We start from the raw sequence: 22,598 nt of genomic DNA, 5'->3' as shown, positions 1-22,598 counted from the left end.
AAGTAAATTACGGTTTACTTATAGGCAGTAAATATACGTTCAAACTTAAAAGTAAGTTATGTTTGACTTTTAGGTAGGCTACCCTAAAATAAATTGCATAAGTAAACTATAGTTGACCTTTAATGAGTGAATTACCAGCAAAAAAAACACTTGGAAGAGTTGTTAAACGTACTGAAATGCCTGATCTATCAAAGCCGTTTTCGTCGGTGCGACTCGCTAAAGCGATTACTTCAAAGCGAACAGGCATGAAGCTTACATTGGTTGATGTATCGCAAGCACTTAATATTTCAAAGCCTACGCTGATAAAAATAGAAAAAGGTGATGTGAATGTGCAGTTTTTTAATGTACTCAAAGTGATGGAATACTTGGGGCTGTCGTTTAGCCTTGTCAGTGATGACGAGTCGCACCACAATAACAATAATAAGGATGAGGTGAGCGATGAGCAGTGGTATTAAAAAAAATAGCTTAGATGTATTTATTGGGCATACGCAGAAGATAGGTGCGATAGCCCTTGATATAGGCTCTGAAAATGAAATTGCATTTACCTATGAGCCTGAGTGGATTAATAAGGGTTTTGCTATTTCACCACACTTACCGCTCAATGGTGATTTTGACTCACGTGATGTGCGTAATTATTTACAAAACTTATTACCCGAGGGCAAAGGTCTTGATGAGATTATAAGTAGTACTACTATCTCTAAAAATAATACGTTTGGTTTGATTAAAGTAATTGGCGAGGAAACGTCAGGCGCTTTGTCGTTTAGAGCAAGTAACAGTACTTTAAAGCAAACATCTTTTCGTGAAGTAACTAGTGATGAGCTAAGCCAAAAACTTAAACGCTTTGTACAAGTTGGAGAACCAATTACTCATTGGGATGGCCGAACTCGGCTCTCTGTTGCTGGCGTTCAAGACAAACTAAACCTACTCGAAATCGATAGTAAATTAGGATTTGGTGAAGGGGAGCTATGTTCTAATAAAATTTTTAAATTTGAAACAGGTACCGCGCCTTTCATTGCAGTAAATGAACTTTTTACCATGCTTTTGGCAAAAGAGTCGGGGCTCAATGTTCCCCATGTTGAGTTGCGCACTTACGCAGATGTAAGAGTGTTTGTAATAGATCGCTTTGATAGGCGCGTTACACAAGATCAAAGCCGTGTATTACGTCGTCATATTATTGATGGTTGCCAAGCCACTAATTTACCTCCTTCTTATAAATATGAGCGTCAGCATGGTGATGATGGAGATGGTATTTATATTCGAGATGGCGTTTCTTTTGCAAAACTCTTTAATGTTAAAACAACGAATGTACAAGCGTATGAGGCTCAGCTTATTCGTTGGATGACATTTAATATTTTAGTACGTAATTACGATGCTCATGGCAAAAACATTAGTTTTTTTGTTGGTAAAAATGGTTTAGAGCTTACGCCGTTTTACGACTTGGTAAATATAGAGGCTATTATTGAGCAGGGAAGCATTGACCGTGATATGGGCTATTTACAGCCCAAAATATCAAGGTGTTATGCTATGTCAGTGGGTGAGCATAATTCGCAAAGTGCAGGCAATTTTACTAATGAGATTACAGCTTACATGTTAGCTGATTTTGCTGATGAATTTGCTATTTCACTACCACGGATGCAACTACTTATGAGTCAAACTGTTGACTCTGTATTAGCCGCAATTGATACGGCTAAAGTTTCTGCTGTTAAAAATAACTTGTCTACTGCTGAATTAGCACACATTGATTTGTGCATAAAAATAATTAATAAAGCTGCAAATAAGCTGAGGGAGCAAATAATACAACTACCAAATATGGATGCATTTATTTAAATATTAGAAAATAAATACATGCATTTTGAGTGATAAATTCATATATTGGTTGCCAGCATCAACGCGATATTTGTAAATTAAAATTAAAAGCGCGAGATAAAATCACACCTACGCTTTTGTTAAGAGTGATGTTTACATTAATGTAGGTGAGGTTTTATACCTCGCTTATAAATACATTTTTTACCACAGAAAAGTGAATTATTGTTCTATGTAGCGCTTAAAAGTAATGAGGCAATTAACTCTGCTATTCGCCTCATTAAGTGAGGCGAATAGGTGTTTAGGTGAGCTTTGTAGAGTTGATTGGGGTAATGATCTAGTTACTAGAGGGCAAAGCGCGATGTAAAATCGCGCCTACAATTTAAAAGCTTCGCTTTTCGCGCGAGCAAGCTGAGCGCCTACAGGTGTTTGGGTGAGCTTTGTAGCGTTGATTGGGAGTTATGAACCAGAGTTACTAGAGGACAAAGCGCGATGTAAAATCGCACCTACGGTTTTGTTCAGTACAGTGGTTTAATTATTGTAGGTGAGGTTTTATCTATGAATCTTTGTTTAGCTCTGTAATCGCTTTAATACTAAATGCGTGCATAGTTATGTAGTGTTGCTTTTTAATGATTGTTTTAACGATACTTTGATCAATATTTAAGTAATCGTGAACAAGAGCATTTCGTAAGCCTATAATTTTACGCCATGACAGTAGTTCTGCCTCGCTCAAAAAGCCTAAATTAGTAAGTTCGCTAAATGTTTGATAGGCGTTGCTACTGGTACTACTTTTGTGCTGCTTAAGCCAATGCTTTGATAAGCCAATACACACCTCGGTCATTAACTGTAGTAATCGCTCTGCAGCTCGGTAGTCTCTGCTATTAAGTGAATCGATTTGACTGAGTTCGTCGAGTTCTTGCATATATTCGTCAATATGGCGTGTTACTTCACTTAAATAAAGTGTAATTCCGGTATCAGTCATGTTTACTCGCTATGGTTTCAAATTCGAACTGGCTATATATACGCTGCTGCTCTTTCATCGCTCTAACACTATTATTGCTTATAATTATTTTTCCATATTCAATAACATTGAAAGCTAAATAACTTGGAATAATATTTATATCAACAATCGAAATAAGTTGTTCATTAAGGTTAAGTGCATTACTTATTTCAAGCTCAAGCTCTTTTGGCCTAAGGCGTTTATCGAACGATTCCAGATCAAAGTTTTTAAATGCTATGGCTAAGTCAATGTCACTATGAGGCTGAGCTGTCCCTTTTGCATGAGAGCCATATAGCCAAACTACATCAATGTCGGTGTTTTGATGTAAATACTCAATTATTTTTTGTATAACTTCATTTGCCACGAAAAGTAACCATTGATAAAAACAGTAATAATAACCTATCAGTTTTATGGTGAACATTAAAACTGATATTTGTTTTATTTAATTTAAAAGCTTCGCTTTTCGCGCGAGCAAGCTGAGCGCCTTGTATCTCTCATTGATAAATGATTAGCTATCATTTATCACATCGAAGTCAGTGAGCTTGCCTGTGCGTCTACAGGAGTTTAGGCGGGCTTTGTAGTGTTGATTGTGGTGTTTGAATTGTTGTAGGGAGGTTTTATACCTCGCGGGTGTTTTTATAAAGCCAAAGCGCGATGTAAAATCGCACCTACGGGTTTGTTGAGTGTGGTGTTTGAGTTGTTGTAGGTGAGGTTTTATACCTCGCGGGTGTTTTTTATAATGCCAAAGCGCGATGTAAATTCCCGCCTACAATTTAAATGCTTCGCTTTTGCGCGAGATAAACTCACGCCTACAATTTAAATGCTTCGCTTTTGCGCGAGGTAAACTCACGCCTACAATTTAAAAGCTTCGCTTTTGCACGAGGTAAACTCCCGCCTACAATTTAAATTTTTCGCTTTTGAGCGAGGTAAACTCCCGCCTACAATTTAAACTATCCCAACCGCGTTACTTTTAATTGTATTTTACCTGCATTAGCGCCATAAAAGCGGCTTAGGTCGTTTGCAAATGGGCAAAACTCGCCTGATTTATCCACTTTAATGTCGGCGCCATTGGCTATTTCAAAAAGGTGGTCGTCGTTTTTATTTATAGCACCAATGAGTGAAAACCATTGTGCGCGAGGAAATCGTCTAAATGGTTCAAGCACGGCCATCGGGATTTCTTTTACGCCAAGTTGAACGTTGTCGCGGTTCCAGCCTAATGGCGTGCACTTTATGCCATCGTCAAACCAACATTGATTTGGGTATGGGGTAAAGCGATACGTAGCGCCTTGCTCTAGCATGAGGCCGGTTGCGTTGTATTGCTCAGAGGCAAATACCATTACATCTTGGCTTTGGTTAATGCTCAGCACATTCATGTTTTGATTAGCCAGTTCTATATGTTGGCTTAAACCAATAAAGCTAAGTGTGGTGTTGTCGTTGTAGCTAATTTTGTAATGCAGCTTTTTAAGCGATTCTGGGCGGTAACTGGTTAGTTTATTAATACGTTCGGCTACGCTGTAGTGCACTAAAGGCTCAAGGTTGCTGGCTTCGTCATCAATTAATATATAGCACTGCCTATCTACTAATTTAAAAAACGGGTTAAACCAAAAGTAATTTTGTTGATGACTTAATGCGAGCGGATCGGGCGTTACTGTTACGTCATCTTGTGCTACTAAGTTGCTATCGGGGAGTAGGGTTTCGTAGTCTATATCGTGGCTAGTGAGTAACGATATATTAAGCGGTTGTTCTATTAGCCATTCAAGTGCATAGCGCAAGCTAATATCGGCTAGGCCATCGCGGTAGTAACCGCCGCCAATGTCTGAATGCGCACCTGCAAACCATAGCTCGGTAATGTTGCTTTGATGGTTCATGAGTGTGGGTTCAAATGCGCGGCGTTTTTCGTCAAGGGCTACGCAGTGCAGCGCGTGAGTAATGTTGTTGGCAATGGTGTGGTTTTCAAAAATAACGTGCTCTGCGCCGCGTGTGGCTTTACTTACTTTTGACAAGCCAATTGAGGCGACGGTATCAAACACACATACGTAAACATTATCAGCAATTAAAGGCTCTAGGATTTTGGCAAAACGCCTAGCAAGTGCACCGCCTCTGCTAAAACCCGTTAGCAGTATGGTATCGCCTATTAGGTAGTGAGCTTTAAAGTCGCTTAACGCTTGATTTAAAATACTGGCTACGTCGTCACCACGAGGTGCAAGGGTTTGGTTTAAAATGCGTTTAAGGCGGCTGCCTTTGGTACCAATACCTTGATAATAAAAACTGAGTTGGTTAGCAAATGGAGTAATTGGGGAGTCTTCTAATTTACCGCCAAGTAGTAAATGCAGTTTTAGAATGTTGGTAATATTAGAGTCTTCTTTAAAATGATCAGAGCTAAATTGTTCTGCGTCACGGGGTTCGTTTCCTGTGCCGTCAAAGTTAAAAATTAGCGTTTTACCCGTCATAACCCAATTTCCTTAGTTGTTTTAAATACTCTACACAGACAATGTTAAAAATTAAAGACAGTGATAACGCTCACTGCCTTTAATTTAAATCGCCTTTAATGCAACTTCATTTTAGGGCGCACTACACGCAGCACTTTTTCGCTTATCCATAATGCAAAGGTTTTTGCGCTACCGTGTATGGCGCGTTGGTGCATACGGTATAAAGATATATACATAAAGCGGGCAATTTTACCTTCAATAAAAAAGGTATTGCTGGTTAGATTGCCCATTAAGTTACCTACAGTGCTGTAGCTTGATAAGTTAACAAGTGAGCCATGGTCGCTGTATTTAAAGCCGCGTAGAGGTTGCTGTTTTAGCGTTGCGATTAGATTTTTTTCGACGCACTGCGCCATTTGATGCGCCGATTGTGCACGAGGTGGTACTTGCTTGCCATCGGCTTGGGTAAATGCGCAGCAATCACCTAATACAAAAATGCTTTCGTCTACGGTGCTTTGTAAGAACTCGTTTACTTGAATTTGGTTGCTACGCGTCAGCTCAAAAATACCTAAGTCTTTTATAAAATCAGGTGCTTTTACGCCTGCTGCCCACACCATAATATCGGCATCAATGTGTTCTTCGTCTTTGGTGATAAAGCCTTGTGCGGTGCCTTCTTTTACTTGTGTTTGCTCGCGCACGTTTACGCCAAGCTTTAATAGCTCGCGTTTGGCACTTACGGCAATACGCTCTGGTAGTGCTGGTAAAATTCGTGGTCCGGCTTCTATTAAATGAATATGCAAACGCTTAGACGACATATTTGTTAAGCCATAAAGCTTTAATAGTTCAGACACATGATAAAGCTCAGCTGAGAGTTCAACACCGGTAGCACCGCCGCCTACAATGGCAATATTAAGTGATTGCTGTTGGTTGTCGTCTTGGTGAAGGCGTGTAAAGCTATCTAGTAATGAATGCTGAAAGCGCTCTGCTTGTTGGTTTGAATCTAAAAAGTAGCAGTGATCTTTTATACCTGGGGTATTAAAGTCGTTACTTACGCTGCCAATGGCAATGACTAGGTGGTCGTAGCGCACGGTGCGCTCGGGTAAAATTGTGTGGCCTAGCTCATCTAAAAGTGGTGCAAGGGTAACTGTTTTATTGCTTTGATCTATATTGCAAAAAGTACCAAGTTGAAAGTTATAGTGGTGTTTTGCAGCATGGGCTGAATACACAACCCCATCTAAATCGGGGTCAATAGAGCCTGTCGCTACTTCGTGCAGTAACGGCTTCCATATGTGGGTACGGTTTTTGTCTATTAGTAGAATTTCTGCTTGTTTTTTCTTTCCTAGTTTATGCCCTAATTGTGTTGCTAGCTCTAATCCACCAGCGCCACCGCCAATAACGACGATTTTAGGTTTAGTAATACTCATAACGTTGCCCTCAAAAAATAATATACCCAAATAATCTGTATTATTTTTAGTTTTTTAAGATGACTTGGGTATCAATAAATTATTTTGGCAACAAGCAGTTACTACTCATTTTATAGTGCTCTAGTTTGCGCTTAAATAAAGGTGATGTCAGCAAAAAATGCTGAATAAAGGCATATAAGTTATACTCACTTTCTTATAGTTTAGCTGTGCAGTTAAATTGCTGTTAAAAACACCGAAAAGGACATTTATGACCACGCCATTAATTCAATCACTTGAGCAGCACTTTGGTTTTAGCCAGTTTAGAACAGGGCAACAACAAACTATAGAGCAGCTTTTAAATGGTCAATCGTCGTTGGCTATATTTCCGACCGGCTCGGGTAAATCGTTGTGCTATCAATTAACTGCGTTGCATTTACCAAATTTAACGTTAGTGGTTTCGCCTTTGCTTGCATTGATGAAAGATCAAATTAGCTTTTTAAATAGCAAAGGTATTTACGCGGCTAGCCTTGATTCGAGCCAAGATCAAATGCAAAGCAGCACCGTAATGAATGATGTGCGAAATGGTAAAATTAAAGTACTAATGGTGTCGGTTGAGCGCTTTAAAAACGAGCGTTTTAGAGAGTTTATAAGCCAGGTGGCGCTTTCGATGTTAGTGGTAGACGAAGCGCACTGTATATCAGAATGGGGCCATAACTTTAGACCCGACTACCTTAAACTGCCACGTTACCGCGAAGAGCTTAATATTCCTTTAGTATTGCTGCTTACGGCAACGGCGACTAAAAAAGTTAAACGCGATATGGCAGAGCGATTTGCTATATCGCCTGAGTGTATTGTGCAAACGGGCTTTTACCGCGCCAATTTAGATTTAAGTGTGTTGAGCGTTAAAACCGCCGATAAAAATACCGAGCTTGCTAACATTGTACGCGCGCAAAGTGGCCCTGGTATTGTGTATGTAACGCTACAGCAAAGCGCTGAGCAAGTCGCTAATGTGCTAAGTGCACAAGGTGTGCATGCGGTGGCGTATCATGCGGGGCTTGAAGATACGCTACGCTGGCAAATTCAAGATGACTTTATGGCGGGTAAAATTAACGTAGTGGTGGCTACCATTGCCTTTGGTATGGGCGTTGATAAATCGGATATTCGTTTTGTTATACATTACGATTTACCCAAATCGATTGAAAACTACAGCCAAGAAATTGGCCGAGCAGGGCGCGATGGCAATCCATCAAATTGCTACACCCTTGCCAATTTAGATGGGCTAAATACGGTTGAAAACTTTGTATATGGCGACACCCCTGAGCTTAGCGGTGTTGAATACGTAATTAACGATATTCGCCAAAGCCACCAGCAATGGGAAATGCAAGAATATAGCTTATCGAGCGAAAGTAATATTAGGCAACTGGCACTTAAAACCTTACTCGTACAGCTTGAAATGCAAGGCGCTATAACGCCGCAATATGCCTACTACGCCGATTTTAAATACAAATTTTTGGTTGATAAAAACGAGCTACTAAGCCAATTTGACGAGCAACGCCAAGCATTTTTAACGCAAATATTTAGCCATACAGATTTTAAAAAAATATGGGGTACGCTAAATTTTGATTCCCTTACGCAAGCCGCGCAGGTTGATCGAAAACGTGTAGTGGCTGCTCTTGACTATCTAGCCGAAAAAAACCTAATAACGCTCGAAACCAAACGTATTACCCAAGTATACAAAGTGCATGCAGAGGTTATAAATACCCCTGAACTTGCCCAGCAACTTCACGACTACTTTAGTGATAAAGAACAAGCCGAAATTAAACGTATTGCTGCATTGGTTCGCTTTTTTGAGCTACAAAGTTGCTTAAGCTATAACTTAGCGCGCTATTTTGACGATCAAAATGCGCCAGCGCAATGCGGGCATTGTAGTGTATGCAGAGGGCATGCGGTTAAGCTTGAGTACTCTATAGAGCCTGCATATATTGACGAGCAACTTATTTATCAAAAGGTAGATGAGTTTTTAGCGCATATGGCGGGCAAAGGTAATCATAATGTGGGTATTGAAACCCAATGCCGCTTTTTAGCGGGGATGAGTGTGCCGTTATTTGCGCGTAATAAAGTGCGCCAACTGAGTGGTTTTGCGCTGTGCGAGCAGATGCGTTACAGCGATATAAAAGCAAAACTACTAGCGCGTTAAATTAGTTACTGTATCCTAGTGGCTTATTCAAAAAAGTAAGCCACTATGCCTCATATTGTTATTCCCGTTGAAAATATTTCTACTACCCCAGAGCCAGTTACCTGTGCTAACTGCCAAGCCTGTTGTTGCCAATTAGAAGTGCGCATAGTAACCGACACCGGCGTGCCTTTTAACTATATAGAATACGATAAATGGGGCAGCGAAGTAATGAAACGCGCTGACGACGGTTGGTGCCAAGCACTCGACCGTAATACGCTTATGTGCTCTATTTACGAAAACCGCCCATTAGTATGTCGCGAGTTTGAAATGGCGTCGGGTGAGTGCATTACCGAGCGTGATTTAGCGGGTATATAGTCCGCTATTATTAAAGTACATAAACAACAAAAGGGCTTAAAGCCCCTTTTTAATTACTGTAAAACGCTAAACAATTAAACTTTAAAGTAGCTAATATACTTTTTAAGCGTGTTTGAAAGGTCAGCTAATGCAACGGCTTCTTGTGCGTTACTGTTAAGCGACATGCTGGTTTCTTTTGACATACTGGCAATTTCTTCTACGCCGGTACTAATTTGCGCCACGGTGGCTACTTGGTTTGATGTTGATTCAACAATTTCAAGCACGTTACTTAATGAGTCATTAGCTTGTTGCTGTATTTGATGCAGTAGCTCGTTTGCTTCGTGAGTAAGCGTTAAGCCATTTTCTACTTGCGGTACTGTGGTTTCCATAGCAGTTACCGACGCTTGCGTGTTTTCTTGTACTTGCAAAATCATCTTCTCAATATCGCCTGTTGCATCACCAGTACGCTGGGCAAGTTGCCTTACTTCGTCAGCAACAACAGCAAAACCTCGGCCTGTTTCGCCTGCTCTAGCGGCTTCTATTGCCGCATTTAGTGCAAGTAAGTTTGTTTGATCGGAAATACTGCGGATCACACTTAAAATATCGCCAATGTGTTTTACATGTTCTTGCAGCACGTTTACTTGGGTAACTGTGGCTTTTACGGTTACAGAAATTTGCTCAATTTCGGCCGCTACTTTTTGCACTGCAATACTACCTTGCTGCGATAATTGCGCAGTTATTTTTGAGTTATCTTCTGTTTGTTTAACAGAGCCTGCAACTGCATTTATACTGCGGCTCATTTCTTCTAAGCTGCTTACTGCCGAGTTTGTATAGGTTACTTGTGCGTCAGCGGCACTAAGTGCTTGCTGCGAGCCAGACGCTACGCTTGCAGAGTGGGTAGAAAGCTCTTCAGATGAGTTAATAATGCTATCTACAATGGTTTTTAATTTAGATTGCATCACCCCTACAGAAGCCATCATGCTATTTGGGCAACACGACTGTACATCGCCTCTTAAGTCGCCTTGGGCAATAAGGGCAATTACTTCGGCGGCTTCTTGTGGCTCGCCGCCTACAGACTTTCTGATTAGTTGGCTAATAACATACGCAACGCTTGCACCTATTAAAACTGCAAGCGCGGTGAGCGAAATCATCCAAATTTCAAATGAACTGGCAATATCGAGAGTATCAATAGTGGTGGCTTGATTTGCTTGTTCTTGCAGGTTTATAAATTGGTTTATAACATTTAGCCACTCGGTAAACGCAGGGCGCGCATCGGTTAATAAAATACGCTCAGCTTCGTTTAGGTTTCCTGCGTTTTTAGCGTTTATTACACCTTGAATAAAAGGCTGAGTGCGCTGCTCTATTTGATTTATTCTATTAATTAAAGCGCGTTCTTCGCTATTCATATTACTTATTAGCTTAGCCATAGAGCGGCTTGAGGTTTGGTAAAATGCGTTTAGCTCTTTTATGCTATTTAACACGGTGCTTAAACTGCTTTGATCGGTGATTAGCACTACATCGCGCACGGCTATTGCTCTGTCGTGTACGCTGCCTCTAAAGTTAATTGCGTAACGTTGCTTTACCGAGTTTACGTCGGTCATGTGGGTAATGTTATTATTAATAAGGCTAACGCGCGAAATTCCAATAATGGTTAAAATAAGCATCATTGATAAAATTACGCCAAAACCGGTCGTTAAACGCATGTTTATGGTCATGGTTGATCCCAAGTGTGAGTCAATACGCGCAAAAGCAGCTTGTATTATTAGTGATTATTCTAAAATAATAGCAGCATTATGCCTTATTAATTAAAGTTTTATTAGCAATAAGGGATTGTTTGTTAATTTAGTTTACAAGCGTAACTTTGGTGGGATTATTTTACAGGCATATTTATAGGCATAACAAAGGGGCTAAATGCCCCTTTGTGTTATATAAAAATATTATATAAAAGTAGTTAGTCGTACTTTGCTTCTAGTTCATTAGCTGTATGAAACTTCTCATGGCTTTGTAATTGTTCGTCGTATTTAACGAGGTTTTTAAAGTGTGCTAATTGACCTGAGTTTTTAACAATTTCAACAATAAACGACATCATAAAGTCAGCACCCGTTAGGGTATCGCCCACTAAATAACGTTTACCTTCTAGGCGGTCGTTAAAGTAGCTAATTACTTTAGCTGTTTCGGCGTCGGCATAGCCTTCTAAAAACTGTGTTTTAGCGCCGTCTTTTAGTACAAACATTTTAAGTAAAAGCGGTAAAATTGCTGAGCTTTCTGCAAAGTGCAGCCACTGTTGGTAGTCAACATATTCAGCGGTATCTACTTTTGGAGCAAATTTACCATTGCCGTATTTAGTAATAAGGTAGTCGGTAATAGTGCCTGATTCAGCAATAATTAAACCGCCGTCTTCAATCACTGGTGACTTACCAAGTTGATGAATATGCTTTAATTCGTCAGGGGCTAAAAAAGTGTCTTTATTGCGCTGATAAGCGACGATTTCGTAGTCAACATTTAGCTCTTCTAAAAGCCAAATTACGCGTTTAGAACGGGATTTATTTAAATGATGTAGTTTGATCATGTCAGTCCTTTTGTGGCTCGTAAGGGCTTAGCCTTACAAGCCGTTTAAAATTAAAGTGGGTTATTAATTTTAACCACAGTTTTACCAAAGTTTTTACCGCATATCATATCGTTGAACGCGCCTACTGTATTTTCGATGCCTTCTACCATGTGCTCACGGTATTGAATTTTTCCGTCTTTCAGCCATTTTTGCATGTCTTGTGCAAACTCGTCGTAACGGTCGCCGTAATCATCAAAAATGATAAAACCTTGCATTTTAATACGCTTGGTAAGTAATTGACCCATTAGCATACCTAAACGGTCAGGGCCTTCTGGTAAGCTAGTTGCGTTATATTGCGATACTAAACCACACAATGGTACGCGTGCTGCGGTATTAAGTAGTGGTAGTACGGCGTCGAATACTTTTCCGCCCACATTTTCGTAGTAAACATCTATGCCTTTGTCGCAGGCTTTTTCTAGTTGCTCTGTAAAGTCATCGGCTTTGTGATCAATACACGCATCAAAGCCTAGCTTTTCCACGGCGTGGTTACATTTTTCACTGCCACCAGCAACACCCACTACTTTACAGCCTTTAATTTTAGCTATTTGACCAACCGTTGCACCAACGGGGCCTGTTGCTGCAGCAACAACTACGGTTTCGCTTTCTTTAGGCTGGCCAATATCAAGTAAACCCATGTACGCTGTAAAGCCCGGCATCCCCATAATACCTAATGCGTACGAAGGGTTTTCAGGCTCTTTACCTAATTGCATTAAGCCTTCGCCGTCGGTAATGGCGTAGTCTTGCCAACCTGTGTAGGCAAGTACCCATTCGCCAGTCTTAAATTTATCGTTTTTAGATTCTTCTACTTGGCACACTGTTGCGCCAACCATTACATCACCAATATTAACAGGATCTGCGTACGACTTAGCATCGCTCATACGACCACGCATGTATGGGTCTAGTGATAGGTAAATAGTGCGAAGTAAAACTTCGCCGTCTTTTAATGCAGGAAGCTCTACCGTTTTTAATTTAAAGTTTTCATCTGTTGGAGCGCCATTAGGGCGTGATTCAAGAGTAAGTTGGCGACTAGTCGTAGACATAAAAGACCTCCTATTAATATAAATAAACTACTTACCGAATGTTTACGTTTTAAAAATCGTGTTCAGCTAAACAATAATGCGCGGCTAAGCAGTATGAATATGTACAATGCGTACCTTAATAAAGGAGTTTTGGGCGGGTGGTTGATAATTCAACCTTTGCGCAGATTTAATTAGAGTAATTAGTCTGCTTTGAGCTTACTAAATATATGATTGTTGTAAAGTACCCCGTTTTTATAAATGGCCTGTTTAAGCACAGCCTCTTGCTCAAAGCCGCTCTTAGTAAGTGCTTTCATAGAGCCGGTATTACCAGCAAACACAGCGCCAAAAATTCTGTTTAAGTGTGAGTTTGCAAACGCTTCTTCGCATATAAGTTCAATAGCGCGAGTAATAATACCTTGCCCCCAATAGGCTTTATTAAGCCAATAACCAATTTCGCCACTGTGGCTGTATTCAAATTCGCCGGGAGTTATACCAATACAGCCCGCAAATTGCCCATTTACAACAATGGCCTTAACCGTTGCATCAATTACGCCGTTTTTTGAGCCTTGGTTTATCCACCAATCAGCATCTGCTTGTGTATACGGAAACGGAATTTTTGACGATAAATAACGCGTTACCTGTTCATCATTTAAGGTGTTAATAATAAAAGGCGCGTCTTGGGCTTTAAACTCTCTGAGGGTGATCATATTTTTTCATAAATTTTTAGTATGCACACTAACTTAACAATCATTTTAACGTTAAACAATCAGAACCTAAATTAAACGGTTTACGGCTATTACTTTGTTTTAAAGTCCTCTAATATAAGCAAAATATTACACCTATTTTAGATGCCATTATGCACCCTCACATTAAAGCACTTTATAACAGCGCCCAAAAACCAAGCCGTTTAATTATTGGTTTAATGAGCGGCACTTCGTTGGACGGGCTTGATGTTGCACTATGCAAAGTAACGGGCGCAGGCTTAAATACACACATTGAGGTTTTAAATTTTACTACTGTTGATTACAACGACGATTATAAAACTAAAATAAAGCAGGTATTTGCTAAGCGAGAATGCGATTTAGAACTTGTTACTTTATTGCACCCGTGGGTAGGTAAACTCCATGGCGATATGGTTAACCAGTGCTTACATACTTGGCAAATAAACCCGGCAAGTATTGATGTAATAGCGAGCCACGGGCAAACCATTTACCACTGCCCGCAGTCGCAGCATAACCACAAAAGCTTTACTAATGGCACCTTACAAATTGGCGATAGTGACCAAATAGCCGTTACTACGGGTATTACAACCATTGGTGATTTTAGACAAAAACACATAGCCGCAGGAGGCGAGGGCGCACCACTGGCTGTGTATGGCGATTATTTGTATTTTTCGAGCGCTGTGGAGAGTCGGATTTTGCTAAATATGGGCGGCATTGCTAACTTAACGTTTTTACCCAAAAATGGTGATGCAAACGGCGTATTTAGTTCCGACATTGGCCCAGGTAATACCATTATGGATGCCTACGTACAGCAATATTTTAAAGGTATGCATTATGACGATGGCGCAAAAATAGCAAAAGCAGGCAAGGTAAATACACCATTATTAAATGCATTATGTAATAACGCATTTTTTAAACTCCCAATGCCTAAAACCACAGGGCCTGAGGTATTTAACTTAGCGTATTTAAACACCGCACAGCAGCTTACAAATACACAGCACTTAAGCCATGAAGATGTAATGGCCACCTTAAATACCTTTACTGCAACCGTTATAGCAAATGCATTAAACGAGTGTGCAGAGCGCGTACAAAATTGTGTGGTGTATGCAAGTGGTGGCGGTATTCATAACCCGTTACTAATGGCGCAACTTACAGTGCTTTGCCCACGTATTAAGGCTTTTAAAAATACCGACGATTTAGGTATAAATCCCGATGCAAAAGAGGCTGTGTTATTTGCTATTTTAGCAAACGAATGCCTAGCAGGAGAGCAGCAACACCTAAGTAACACCGCACAAGGTATTGCGGGAGTTACTATGGGTAAAGTAAGTTTTGCAGATTAATAACTTATAAGACGCGTCGCGTAATTTAAGTGCAGCCAGCACTAAAACAGCGATAAAAACGTAGAACCCATACTCGCAAAGTAGCTACGAACGCCCTGTGACTTGGTATGTTCAGTTTTTATTTGCTCAGGAATATAGCCTTGCTCAAATGCTTTAATGTACACATCGAGTTGCTGGCTTTCTTTTAAAGTCGTGTTTTTTCCGTGCAGCATCATTTGCACTACAAAACACTGGCTTTGTGTAATGTTACTTAAAGTTAGGTTTACAGTACCAGATTCAAGGTCTGCATTGCTCAGCGTTTTTTCAGTAAAATACTGCGCCCCACGCGCACTGGGCTGCGTTGCACTTAGTGAAATAACATCGCTCTCATTTGCGCCATCAGGCAACACACACTGCAGCGTAATGTTATGCGCAGCATTGGCTTTTAGCGATAGCTTTTCATATTCCATAGCGTGGCTCATCGCCGCAGACATAGAATCATCAAATGATTGCTGTGCAAATGTTAGTTGCACTAAGGGTGTACTCATCTTACTTAGTCTTCTTGAGTCTATTCATTTATCGGATAGAGATTATCGCGGATCAAGGTTACAGATTTATGACTAATTGCATTGATTAGTACAATTATTGAGTAGTTTGATCAAAGAGGATCGGTCCTTTTTTACTCGATTTTGAAATCATTTCTCAATCAGAAATTATAAGGTATGAAGTTAATATTTGACGTGTAGATTCGCCTTGTTTTCACTGGAAGTCTCTGGTGAGAGAGAAATAAATTTAAATATAATCATGTCTCAATGTGTTAGTAAACCTCTTAACTAGAGTTCAGTTAGATACACAGTCTGTTTTTTACAAAGTAGAATATTTGGATATAGTTTCGAAATTAGAATACTCTGATAACTTACATCTAATTAGAGCTTTTGAGAAGTATTGGCTATGATTCCAAGTAACTACATCAAAACATTTTAGTAGCCTTGACGGTCGATTTTTGATGTTGAGTGACCATGCGAGGTCGTAATGATCTAAGGCCAAATATAAGGTAATTATTTAGAAAGAAGTGTTTTATTTTTAACCATATAAATAGGTGTTATTGTATGTCGTCAACAGTGTTATCTGATTCCTTTCGAGGTATTGTCTATTTTACCGCAGCGGCCAAAAATGAAAGCTTTACCGCAGCAGCTGAAGAGTTAGGTATTTCCAAATCAGCATTAGGTAAAAGCATTGCTAAATTAGAAAATCATTTAAACACCAAGCTTTTTCATCGCACAACTAGGAAACTGAGTTTAACTACTGAAGGAGAGGCGTATTTAGCAAGCTGTCAATTGGCATTAGATACCCTTCAGTCAGCAGAGTTAGCGTTACAATCAAAATTATCCCAACCTTCAGGTCGAGTACGAATCGATGTGCCAGCTGCGTTTGGTCGCTCTTTTGTGTTACCTGTTTTATTGAAGCTTGCTGAGCAACATGCACAATTAAAACTAACAGTAACTTTTAATGATAAAATTATTGATCCTCTCGATGCTGGCTTTGATTTAGCTATTCGATTTGGTGCCATAAAAGATAGTGGTGATTTAGTTGCTAGAAAACTGACTTCTCAACATTTGATTTTAACCGCTTCTCCTGCTTATTTAGCACGTTTAGGTACCCCAACGAGTCTTGCTGAGTTAACAAGCCATCAGTGCATAGTGGCTTGGCGAGGTGGTAGTTCACTACATTGGTTAATTAAAAATACCGATGGTGATGATATGCGCTTTCATCCTAAGCCCTTTCATCAAATTAGTGATGGTGATGCTATGGTCGATGCTTGTATTGCTGGCGCGGGAATCATTCAGTTTCCTAAGTCTTTGCTTCAGCCTTGGCTAGATGAAGGTAAGCTAGTACCAATTTTGCCAGAGTTAAATCCTGCTTCAACTGAGTTACATATTATTTGGCCAAAAACAAAACATCTCCTGCCCAGTGTCAGGTTTATTATTGACGAATTTGTACGCTTATCAGATGAGGGTAATTTTAATTAATTGTAGAAATTAATACTACTTAGAGTCTCCTTTTTGCATGTTTATCTACTTATACGTCTTTGTTATGCTGTTTTCGTCATATCGTTGACGAGTTAACACCTATCTAATTAAAGGAGATACCTAATGCCAGTAGTTAATATTCAAATGTTTGAAGGTCGTGATCATGCTAAACAAGCGATAGCAAAAGAAGTGACAGCATCAATAGCTAAACACGCTGATGTTGATCCGCAATATGTTTACGTTATTTTTAATGATGTAAAAACAGAAGATTGGGCTATTTCAGGAGAAGTTTTTGCTGAAACGCTAAAAAAATCATCATAGGTATACAGATATAAATAAGCCATTGATGGAGTTAGAACTATAATCAATGGCTCTCTCTTCTATACTTTTTTACAAATGCCTTTCATTATTGCTTATGTTGAAGATACACAGAAATTGTTTTAATAGAGTCGTAAATTAAAAGCAGCTATTTTAAACGCTAACTGCGTTGAATTTATTTGCAATAGGCCAGCTATTGACGCGTAAATTCGCCTTGTTTCACTGAAAATCTCTGGCTAGAGAAAATAAATTTAAATATCACCATGATTTAATACGTTAGTAAATATCTTAACCAGGGGGCAGGTTAAATATTTTTATTTAGAACAATTATGTATACGTGTTTTTGCTAGTTTTAGCGCAATTCTCTTGTAGATAAATAGCCCTCATATATAAGCTGGTTATTTATAAAAAGAGTAATATTCACAAGTGTATAATTTTATATTAGTGCTTTTCTTGTATTATTATCGAGAAAACCCATCCACTAATACATTGTATTTAGCGCCAAATACGTCCAGTCTCTCACGTAAATTGTTATCTGCAACACCGTAAACATTTAATGCATAAATATCAACCAAGGATAAAAAAGTTTTCGCGAATGGCGCAAAACTTTCATCAATATGACTGATGATTGACGCTATATTTTTATATCTCTCAACGATGTGAATTTTTTTCCCATCTTCACTGATATTATATGTGTACGTTAAAGTGCCAGGCTCCTTTTTTACAACATCCACAATTTTATAAATGAGTTCTTTGAACTCTATTAATTTACCTTCTTTCACATCAAGAAAAAAATTGCACGTTATTTCATTTTTCATAAATACTCTCCATAGAGTTAAATTTTATACAGCCTGAAGGAAGAAAATAGTTATTTTCAAGTACAACTATTTAAAAATCATTATAAATGCAGTCTTAAAGTGGATAAATAGGCTCATTTTCGACTCAGAGTGGAATTTTAATCAACAATTATAAAAATATGATCTTGTGATTTAATCTGCTCATTGTTGAGCTCAAATTTAAGCGTTCAAATAACCTAAAGCTTTTAACCAAACGACCGATAAATTACTTAATAGAGTTTAGCGATTAGGGATAATCATGGTTAATAATGTATTTGGCAGCCAGGCTAATTTAAGCACTTTGCTGGCCCAATCAGTTAATAACGCTACCCAAAGCTCTGTGAGTCCTTCGCTGCTAACCGGTAGCGACCTTCAAGCTATTAATGATTTACAAACTAACGAGTCAAAAATAACCGATGGGTTATTAAGCCAGTTAAATAATGAAACTCTTGATGAAGCACTAGCCAGTAATCAAAAGGTAGAGGACGTGTTAAAGCAGCAACTTACCTCGTTATTTACTATTTCAAGCACGCCGAGCACGCTTAACTATAAACTCTCCGATGAAGAACTCGCCCTGCGCACCGTAATAAGCTCTCAGCATGAGGGGTTATTAAAAAACGAAAACAGTACCCAATTAATTGAGCGATTAAATACGTCAGTTAAAAATATTCAGGGTGCTTATGCTAATACCAGCGATATTTTATCGAGTTTAGGTCAGCTTGGGCATGAGCAAAAAACGTTTTTAGCCTCAAGCCAGCAACGTATTGAGCGCTCACTTAATCCATACATGGAAAGCCTTAATCGCGCAAAATACGAGGATGACGATAACTACCTGTTTGAGCTCTCGGTAAAAACTAAAGAGGGTGATGTTATAAACATTACCTTTAACTCATCGCAAGGTTATGACGAAGAAACAGGTGAAGCGATAGATGGCTTTGGCATAAGTTACGAAGTTAATGGTAATTTATCTGAGGCTGAACATGGCGCTTTAACGCAGGTTATGGCGGGTGTTGGCGAAATGGCAGATGAATTTTTTAAAGTGAGTGAAAACTCATTTAATCCTCTTATAGTGCCAAACCAAACAGACATGAGTTTAGATTTTTTAGCAGGCTTTAATAGTCAGCAGCTAACAGGCTTTGATGTGTCGTTTTCAACAACGCAAAATAAAGATCTTGATTCGAAAGAGAACACGCTTGATTTGAGTTACTCCATTGATGAAGCATCAAACCAGCAAGCACTTGTGTTTAAAGCCGCAGGTGGGCAAAACGACATTGATTTTGCACTTGATATGTCAACCATTGGCGCTAAAGACACGGAGCAAATGCAGCAGTATTTAGCGTCGCTAGATCAAAGCCTAGAAGATAGCCGAGTAAACAGTACCAAAGACGATAAAGAGTCGGCATTTGGGCGCAAAGGCGATGAGGCAATGCAGCAAGGTTTTGCATTATTTAAAGGCGCTTTTGCGAGTATGTCGTCAGCGGCTGAGCGTTATAGCAATTTGGAGTCGCTTGCAGATCAGCACTTTAATGACGGGCGCGCTATGGTAGCCGATTTAGTTGATAACATGATTACAAACGATAGCCGTTACCAAGGGCTAGGTAATAAAGCGCCGAATACATTAGGAGCGGGTATTTCTAAGCTCGCTGATTTTGATGCTACATTTTCTTATGCGCTGGATAACGGCGACTATCAGCCTAAAAGTACCATTGAACTAAGCCAAGCGACAGAGCAAAGCCAATTAGGGGAGCTTAGCGGTGTAACGCAAAGTAAAAATGTAAGTAGCCACTTTGATTATCAATATAGTCGCCCTGATTACTACAACAAAGAAGAGAGTTATAACGTAAACACCGCCGTTAAAAATAAAGAGCTTGTGGGGCTCGATCAGTCTCACGAGGTTGATGTTGATACAAAAATGTTTGAGTTTAATCCGCAAACCAATCAATACGAGCTGCAAATGGCGATGCAAGAGCAAACAGTTAGTAAAAGCGACATTCGCTTAATTGACGATATTTGGCTTGAAGAAAACGAAAACAGCTACTCAATGCATAAAAAAGAGCGCGATGAGAGTGATGACAAGCAAGATGATTTTATAGAAACAAACCGTCACTCACACACCAAGCTTGTTACCTTAATTGGTGACTTAGATAAGTTAGCCGAGAATAAAGACGTAAGGAGAGAATATTTAACTAACTTATCGCAAGTTAACTTTTTTATGGATAAAAAGTAACGGTCTTGAGTTGTTCACTCCACACTCAATATTGGGTATAGTCGTTTAATACCTAAATTAATACCTAAATTAATACCTAAATTAAGAGCAACCTTATGTTTAAACAATTAATTTTACTGTGCGCTTTAAGCATGCCGCTTGTAAGCTGCGCTGCTGATGCACCGTTTTCGGGCGGAATTAGCACTGATGTACTGCTAAGCGACTACGACAAGTTTAACGAACAATACAAAGCGTTTACGCCAACAGCACAAGACATTGCCCTAATGCAAAAGCTAGAAGGCAAAGAGCTAATTGTATTATTTGGCACATGGTGCCACGACAGTGAGCGCGAAGTGCCAAAACTCATTAAGTTAATTGATGCATCAAAGGTAAAACTTGCAAGCATTGAATACGTGGCCGTAGGTTACAACAAGCAAGACGATGCAGGCATTGCAGAAGCTCACGATTTACAATACACGCCAACGTTTATAGTAAAAGACGATGGTAAAGAGTTAGTGCGTGTAATTGAAAAGCCAACGGGTACGTTAGCGCAAGATTTAACTCAGGACTTATAAATAGAGCTATTTATATTAGAGCTTGTCGGTTTAGCTAATCTGTTTATAAGTTAGATGGTGAGTTGCAATAAATAGTTTATTAATAAATTAATGTGTGGGTGGTGCACTTCCAATTAGAATCTAGGAGATTTTTTTCTGTTCAATTAGAGTGGCTGTCCTGTTTAAATAATTTGAGCCCGTATATAAGCTAGCATCTAAATTTATTTTAACTTTTTCTTTTTGACATTTACGGGGAGTCCTATAAGACCCTAGATAGAGGCTGAACAATATTAGGATGATCTCCAGTTAAACCTGCCTAGTGGCGGTCTAGTTTTGTTAGTTCAATAAGCGATTATGCAACATAAACTGCGTGGTGTGTAAATACTAAAGTGTTAACTGTCCAAGGAGGCTACATGATCGAAGCAACTTGCCATTGTGGAAATATAGCAATAACCACAAAAAAATTACCGAAATCAGTAACCAGTTGTAATTGTTCCATATGTTATCGTATTGCAGCTTTGTGGGTATATTACACAGCGAATCAAGTAGTAATAAAACAAGAATCAAATAATGCTATATATCTATGGGGTAATAAACTACGTTCGTATCACTCGTGCTCGTTTTGTGGTTGCACCACTCATTACACTCAAAAACGAGTGTAATGGTACAAATAGAGTTGCAATAAATGCCAGAATGGTAAACTCAGATATTATTAAAGCAGTAAATATCAGATATTTTGATGGTGCGAATACATTTAAATATATCGAGCAATAAAGCACTCAACAAGAGGCTAAGCTTACCAATAATCGCATATACGCGACTTACAAATCGCGTATACACTTATTAATATAAACATTATTCACTAAACAAGCTTTTTTCGAATGCTTGCGCAGCATGTGAAGACGGTCTGTCTTTATAATGCAGTTGGTATAGCGGCCGAGAGAGTTGCTCGTTATTTTTTTGGCTCAGGCGTGTTAATTTACCTAGCTGCACTAAATCCTCAGTAACTACGTTTGGCAATAAAGCGACCCCCATACCTTGAGCAACAGCCCTTGCTATTGCCTCGTTGCTGCCCAATTGCATACTGCGCTCTGCTATTACGCCATGTTGGGCTAATAACTTAACCGACATTTCTAAAGTGCCCGAGCCCGGCTCGCGCAGTAGCCAAAACTGTTTGTTTAACCATGCATTTAAGTTTTTAGCGGGCTTAAAGTTACTGGGTATAACGATACTCATTAAATCGTTTTGCCAGTGCTTACTTATAATATGCGGCTCGATAGGTGTGCCTTCAACCAGTGCTAAATCGATAGTACATTCTAGTAGGGCAAGCTCAATTTGCGCGGTATTAGCCACTTGTACTTCTACTTTAATATGGGGGTACTGCGCGCAAAAATTAGCTAAATAGGGCGGTAGCCAATAGCTGGCAATGGTTGTACTAGTGCCTATAACGAGCGTGCCACGCTTAAGCCCTGTGCGCGATTTAATATCTTCAATGGCGGCTTTCTCAATGGCAAAAATACTACGAGCATGTTCAAAAAGTGCTTGTCCGCCCTCGCTTAAGGTAAGTTTTTTGCCTTTAGATGCACGCTCTATAAGTTGAATATTTAATTGATGCTCAAGCTCTTTTAGCGCTTTAGATACAGCCGGTTGGCTTATAAAAAGCGCCTCGGCTGCGCCTGAAAAACTACCAAGCTTTGCTACCGTATAAAACACCCGAAGTGCATGCAAGTTCATTGTGTCTCTCAAATCACATAACTTTAAGTTATCGAATCATGATTTTAATGTATTGGAGTTATATTTTGCGCTTTCTTAAAATGAAGTCAA

The 22,598-nt window shown here is 39.4% G+C and carries 20 protein-coding genes; 9 read left to right on the top strand and 11 right to left on the bottom strand.

The features are described from left to right. The first annotated feature begins 122 nt into the window (after nt 1–122). Together H4J63_RS05760 and H4J63_RS05755 are read left to right on the top strand one after the other, a co-directional pair. Nucleotides 123–455 (top strand): helix-turn-helix domain-containing protein, encoded by a 333-nt coding sequence (locus H4J63_RS05760; protein WP_029751611.1) that lies wholly within the window; start codon nt 123–125, stop codon nt 453–455. After that, nucleotides 439–1,827 (top strand): HipA domain-containing protein, encoded by a 1,389-nt coding sequence (locus tag H4J63_RS05755; protein ID WP_182195171.1) that lies wholly within the window; start codon nt 439–441, stop codon nt 1,825–1,827. Before H4J63_RS05760 ends, H4J63_RS05755 begins: the two co-directional genes overlap by 17 nt. 532 nt (nt 1,828–2,359) lie before the next feature. Here the strand turns inward: H4J63_RS05755 and hepT are convergent. From hepT to H4J63_RS05735, 4 genes are all read right to left on the bottom strand, one after another. Further along, a complete protein-coding gene (gene hepT / locus H4J63_RS05750; protein ID WP_033037879.1) occupies nt 2,360–2,785 on the bottom strand; it encodes a type VII toxin-antitoxin system HepT family RNase toxin in 426 nt (141 codons plus the stop codon). Further along, entirely contained in the window at nt 2,778–3,167 is a 390-nt protein-coding gene (gene mntA, locus H4J63_RS05745; RefSeq protein WP_002962075.1) for a type VII toxin-antitoxin system MntA family adenylyltransferase antitoxin, read from the bottom strand. Before mntA ends, hepT begins: the two co-directional genes overlap by 8 nt. 586 nt (nt 3,168–3,753) lie before the next feature. Beyond that, nucleotides 3,754–5,253 carry a DUF2235 domain-containing protein gene (locus tag H4J63_RS05740; RefSeq protein WP_182195168.1) on the bottom strand — a complete coding sequence of 500 codons (1,500 nt, stop codon included), beginning with the start codon at nt 5,251–5,253 and terminating at the stop codon, nt 3,754–3,756. 95 nt (nt 5,254–5,348) lie between these two features. Next, entirely contained in the window at nt 5,349–6,653 is a 1,305-nt protein-coding gene (locus tag H4J63_RS05735; RefSeq protein WP_024604330.1) for an NAD(P)/FAD-dependent oxidoreductase, read from the bottom strand. A gap of 247 nt (nt 6,654–6,900) precedes the next feature. On the opposite strand from H4J63_RS05735, the gene H4J63_RS05730 reads away from it, so the two are divergent. Both H4J63_RS05730 and H4J63_RS05725 read left to right on the top strand, forming a co-directional pair. Then, nucleotides 6,901–8,829 (top strand): ATP-dependent DNA helicase RecQ, encoded by a 1,929-nt coding sequence (locus H4J63_RS05730; protein ID WP_182195165.1) that lies wholly within the window; start codon nt 6,901–6,903, stop codon nt 8,827–8,829. Between the two features lie 45 nt (nt 8,830–8,874). Further along, complete coding sequence (locus H4J63_RS05725; RefSeq protein ID WP_010554993.1) at nt 8,875–9,183, top strand: YkgJ family cysteine cluster protein; 309 nt, start codon at nt 8,875–8,877, stop codon at nt 9,181–9,183. Nucleotides 9,184–9,257: 74 nt separating this feature from the next. Here H4J63_RS05725 and H4J63_RS05720 read toward each other — a convergent pair whose 3' ends face one another. The 4 genes from H4J63_RS05720 to H4J63_RS05705 all read right to left on the bottom strand — a co-directional run bounded on the left by H4J63_RS05720 (nt 9,258) and on the right by H4J63_RS05705 (nt 13,496). After that, nucleotides 9,258–10,877, bottom strand: a complete 1,620-nt coding sequence (locus tag H4J63_RS05720; RefSeq protein WP_182195162.1) for a methyl-accepting chemotaxis protein — start codon at nt 10,875–10,877, stop codon at nt 9,258–9,260. A gap of 236 nt (nt 10,878–11,113) precedes the next feature. After that, nucleotides 11,114–11,731, bottom strand: coding sequence for a glutathione S-transferase family protein (locus H4J63_RS05715; RefSeq protein ID WP_182195159.1), 618 nt, complete (start codon nt 11,729–11,731; stop codon nt 11,114–11,116). Nucleotides 11,732–11,781: 50 nt separating this feature from the next. Next, the gene (locus H4J63_RS05710; protein WP_182195157.1) at nt 11,782–12,810 is read right to left on the bottom strand and encodes an NADP-dependent oxidoreductase; all 1,029 of its coding nucleotides are present in this window, start codon (nt 12,808–12,810) and stop codon (nt 11,782–11,784) included. Between the two features lie 179 nt (nt 12,811–12,989). Next, nucleotides 12,990–13,496 carry a GNAT family N-acetyltransferase gene (locus tag H4J63_RS05705; protein ID WP_182195154.1) on the bottom strand — a complete coding sequence of 169 codons (507 nt, stop codon included), beginning with the start codon at nt 13,494–13,496 and terminating at the stop codon, nt 12,990–12,992. Between the two features lie 149 nt (nt 13,497–13,645). Here H4J63_RS05705 and H4J63_RS05700 point away from each other — a divergent pair, with 149 nt between their 5' ends. Further along, entirely contained in the window at nt 13,646–14,851 is a 1,206-nt protein-coding gene (locus H4J63_RS05700) for an anhydro-N-acetylmuramic acid kinase (RefSeq protein ID WP_024604336.1), read from the top strand. Between the two features lie 41 nt (nt 14,852–14,892). On the opposite strand, the gene H4J63_RS05695 is transcribed toward H4J63_RS05700, so the two are convergent. Continuing rightward, entirely contained in the window at nt 14,893–15,378 is a 486-nt protein-coding gene (locus H4J63_RS05695) for a hypothetical protein (RefSeq protein WP_165722883.1), read from the bottom strand. A 561-nt stretch (nt 15,379–15,939) separates the two neighbouring features. Here H4J63_RS05695 and H4J63_RS05690 point away from each other — a divergent pair. Both H4J63_RS05690 and H4J63_RS05685 read left to right on the top strand, forming a co-directional pair. After that, nucleotides 15,940–16,860, top strand: a complete 921-nt coding sequence (locus H4J63_RS05690; RefSeq protein ID WP_024604337.1) for a LysR family transcriptional regulator — start codon at nt 15,940–15,942, stop codon at nt 16,858–16,860. Between the two features lie 123 nt (nt 16,861–16,983). Beyond that, nucleotides 16,984–17,181 carry a 4-oxalocrotonate tautomerase family protein gene (locus H4J63_RS05685; RefSeq protein ID WP_024604338.1) on the top strand — a complete coding sequence of 66 codons (198 nt, stop codon included), beginning with the start codon at nt 16,984–16,986 and terminating at the stop codon, nt 17,179–17,181. A 458-nt stretch (nt 17,182–17,639) separates the two neighbouring features. Here the strand turns inward: H4J63_RS05685 and H4J63_RS05680 are convergent, their stop codons facing one another. Then, nucleotides 17,640–17,996, bottom strand: coding sequence for a putative quinol monooxygenase (locus tag H4J63_RS05680; RefSeq protein WP_024604339.1), 357 nt, complete (start codon nt 17,994–17,996; stop codon nt 17,640–17,642). A 277-nt stretch (nt 17,997–18,273) separates the two neighbouring features. Here H4J63_RS05680 and H4J63_RS05675 point away from each other — a divergent pair, with 277 nt between their 5' ends. Continuing rightward, nucleotides 18,274–20,241 carry a hypothetical protein gene (locus H4J63_RS05675; RefSeq protein WP_182195152.1) on the top strand — a complete coding sequence of 656 codons (1,968 nt, stop codon included), beginning with the start codon at nt 18,274–18,276 and terminating at the stop codon, nt 20,239–20,241. A 95-nt stretch (nt 20,242–20,336) separates the two neighbouring features. After that, nucleotides 20,337–20,795: a thioredoxin family protein gene (locus H4J63_RS05670; protein WP_024604340.1), complete on the top strand. Its 459-nt coding sequence runs from the start codon at nt 20,337–20,339 to the stop codon at nt 20,793–20,795. A gap of 834 nt (nt 20,796–21,629) precedes the next feature. Here H4J63_RS05670 and H4J63_RS05665 read toward each other — a convergent pair. Next, complete coding sequence (locus H4J63_RS05665; RefSeq protein WP_182195149.1) at nt 21,630–22,508, bottom strand: LysR family transcriptional regulator; 879 nt, start codon at nt 22,506–22,508, stop codon at nt 21,630–21,632. Nucleotides 22,509–22,598 lie beyond the last annotated feature (90 nt).

The organism is Pseudoalteromonas sp. 5Ae-yellow, from assembly GCF_014077565.1.
Lineage (GTDB): Bacteria > Pseudomonadota > Gammaproteobacteria > Enterobacterales > Alteromonadaceae > Pseudoalteromonas.
The sequence above is the reverse complement of the archived record's forward strand: the minus strand, read 5'-3'. Positions and strand labels throughout refer to the sequence as shown.

Coding starts and splice junctions, on each gene's coding strand:
- H4J63_RS05730 (WP_182195165.1), top strand. CDS start 6,901: ATGACCACGCCATTAATTCAATCACTTGAGCAGCACTTTGGTTTTAGC.
- H4J63_RS05700 (WP_024604336.1), top strand. CDS start 13,646: ATGCACCCTCACATTAAAGCACTTTATAACAGCGCCCAAAAACCAAGC.
- H4J63_RS05740 (WP_182195168.1), bottom strand. CDS start 5,253: ATGACGGGTAAAACGCTAATTTTTAACTTTGACGGCACAGGAAACGAA.
- H4J63_RS05720 (WP_182195162.1), bottom strand. CDS start 10,877: ATGACCATAAACATGCGTTTAACGACCGGTTTTGGCGTAATTTTATCA.
- hepT (WP_033037879.1), bottom strand. CDS start 2,785: ATGACTGATACCGGAATTACACTTTATTTAAGTGAAGTAACACGCCAT.
- H4J63_RS05685 (WP_024604338.1), top strand. CDS start 16,984: ATGCCAGTAGTTAATATTCAAATGTTTGAAGGTCGTGATCATGCTAAA.
- H4J63_RS05680 (WP_024604339.1), bottom strand. CDS start 17,996: ATGAAAAATGAAATAACGTGCAATTTTTTTCTTGATGTGAAAGAAGGT.
- H4J63_RS05690 (WP_024604337.1), top strand. CDS start 15,940: ATGTCGTCAACAGTGTTATCTGATTCCTTTCGAGGTATTGTCTATTTT.
- H4J63_RS05675 (WP_182195152.1), top strand. CDS start 18,274: ATGGTTAATAATGTATTTGGCAGCCAGGCTAATTTAAGCACTTTGCTG.
- H4J63_RS05735 (WP_024604330.1), bottom strand. CDS start 6,653: ATGAGTATTACTAAACCTAAAATCGTCGTTATTGGCGGTGGCGCTGGT.
- H4J63_RS05760 (WP_029751611.1), top strand. CDS start 123: ATGAGTGAATTACCAGCAAAAAAAACACTTGGAAGAGTTGTTAAACGT.
- H4J63_RS05755 (WP_182195171.1), top strand. CDS start 439: ATGAGCAGTGGTATTAAAAAAAATAGCTTAGATGTATTTATTGGGCAT.
- H4J63_RS05665 (WP_182195149.1), bottom strand. CDS start 22,508: ATGAACTTGCATGCACTTCGGGTGTTTTATACGGTAGCAAAGCTTGGT.
- H4J63_RS05670 (WP_024604340.1), top strand. CDS start 20,337: ATGTTTAAACAATTAATTTTACTGTGCGCTTTAAGCATGCCGCTTGTA.
- H4J63_RS05725 (WP_010554993.1), top strand. CDS start 8,875: ATGCCTCATATTGTTATTCCCGTTGAAAATATTTCTACTACCCCAGAG.
- H4J63_RS05715 (WP_182195159.1), bottom strand. CDS start 11,731: ATGATCAAACTACATCATTTAAATAAATCCCGTTCTAAACGCGTAATT.
- H4J63_RS05705 (WP_182195154.1), bottom strand. CDS start 13,496: ATGATCACCCTCAGAGAGTTTAAAGCCCAAGACGCGCCTTTTATTATT.
- H4J63_RS05695 (WP_165722883.1), bottom strand. CDS start 15,378: ATGAGTACACCCTTAGTGCAACTAACATTTGCACAGCAATCATTTGAT.
- H4J63_RS05710 (WP_182195157.1), bottom strand. CDS start 12,810: ATGTCTACGACTAGTCGCCAACTTACTCTTGAATCACGCCCTAATGGC.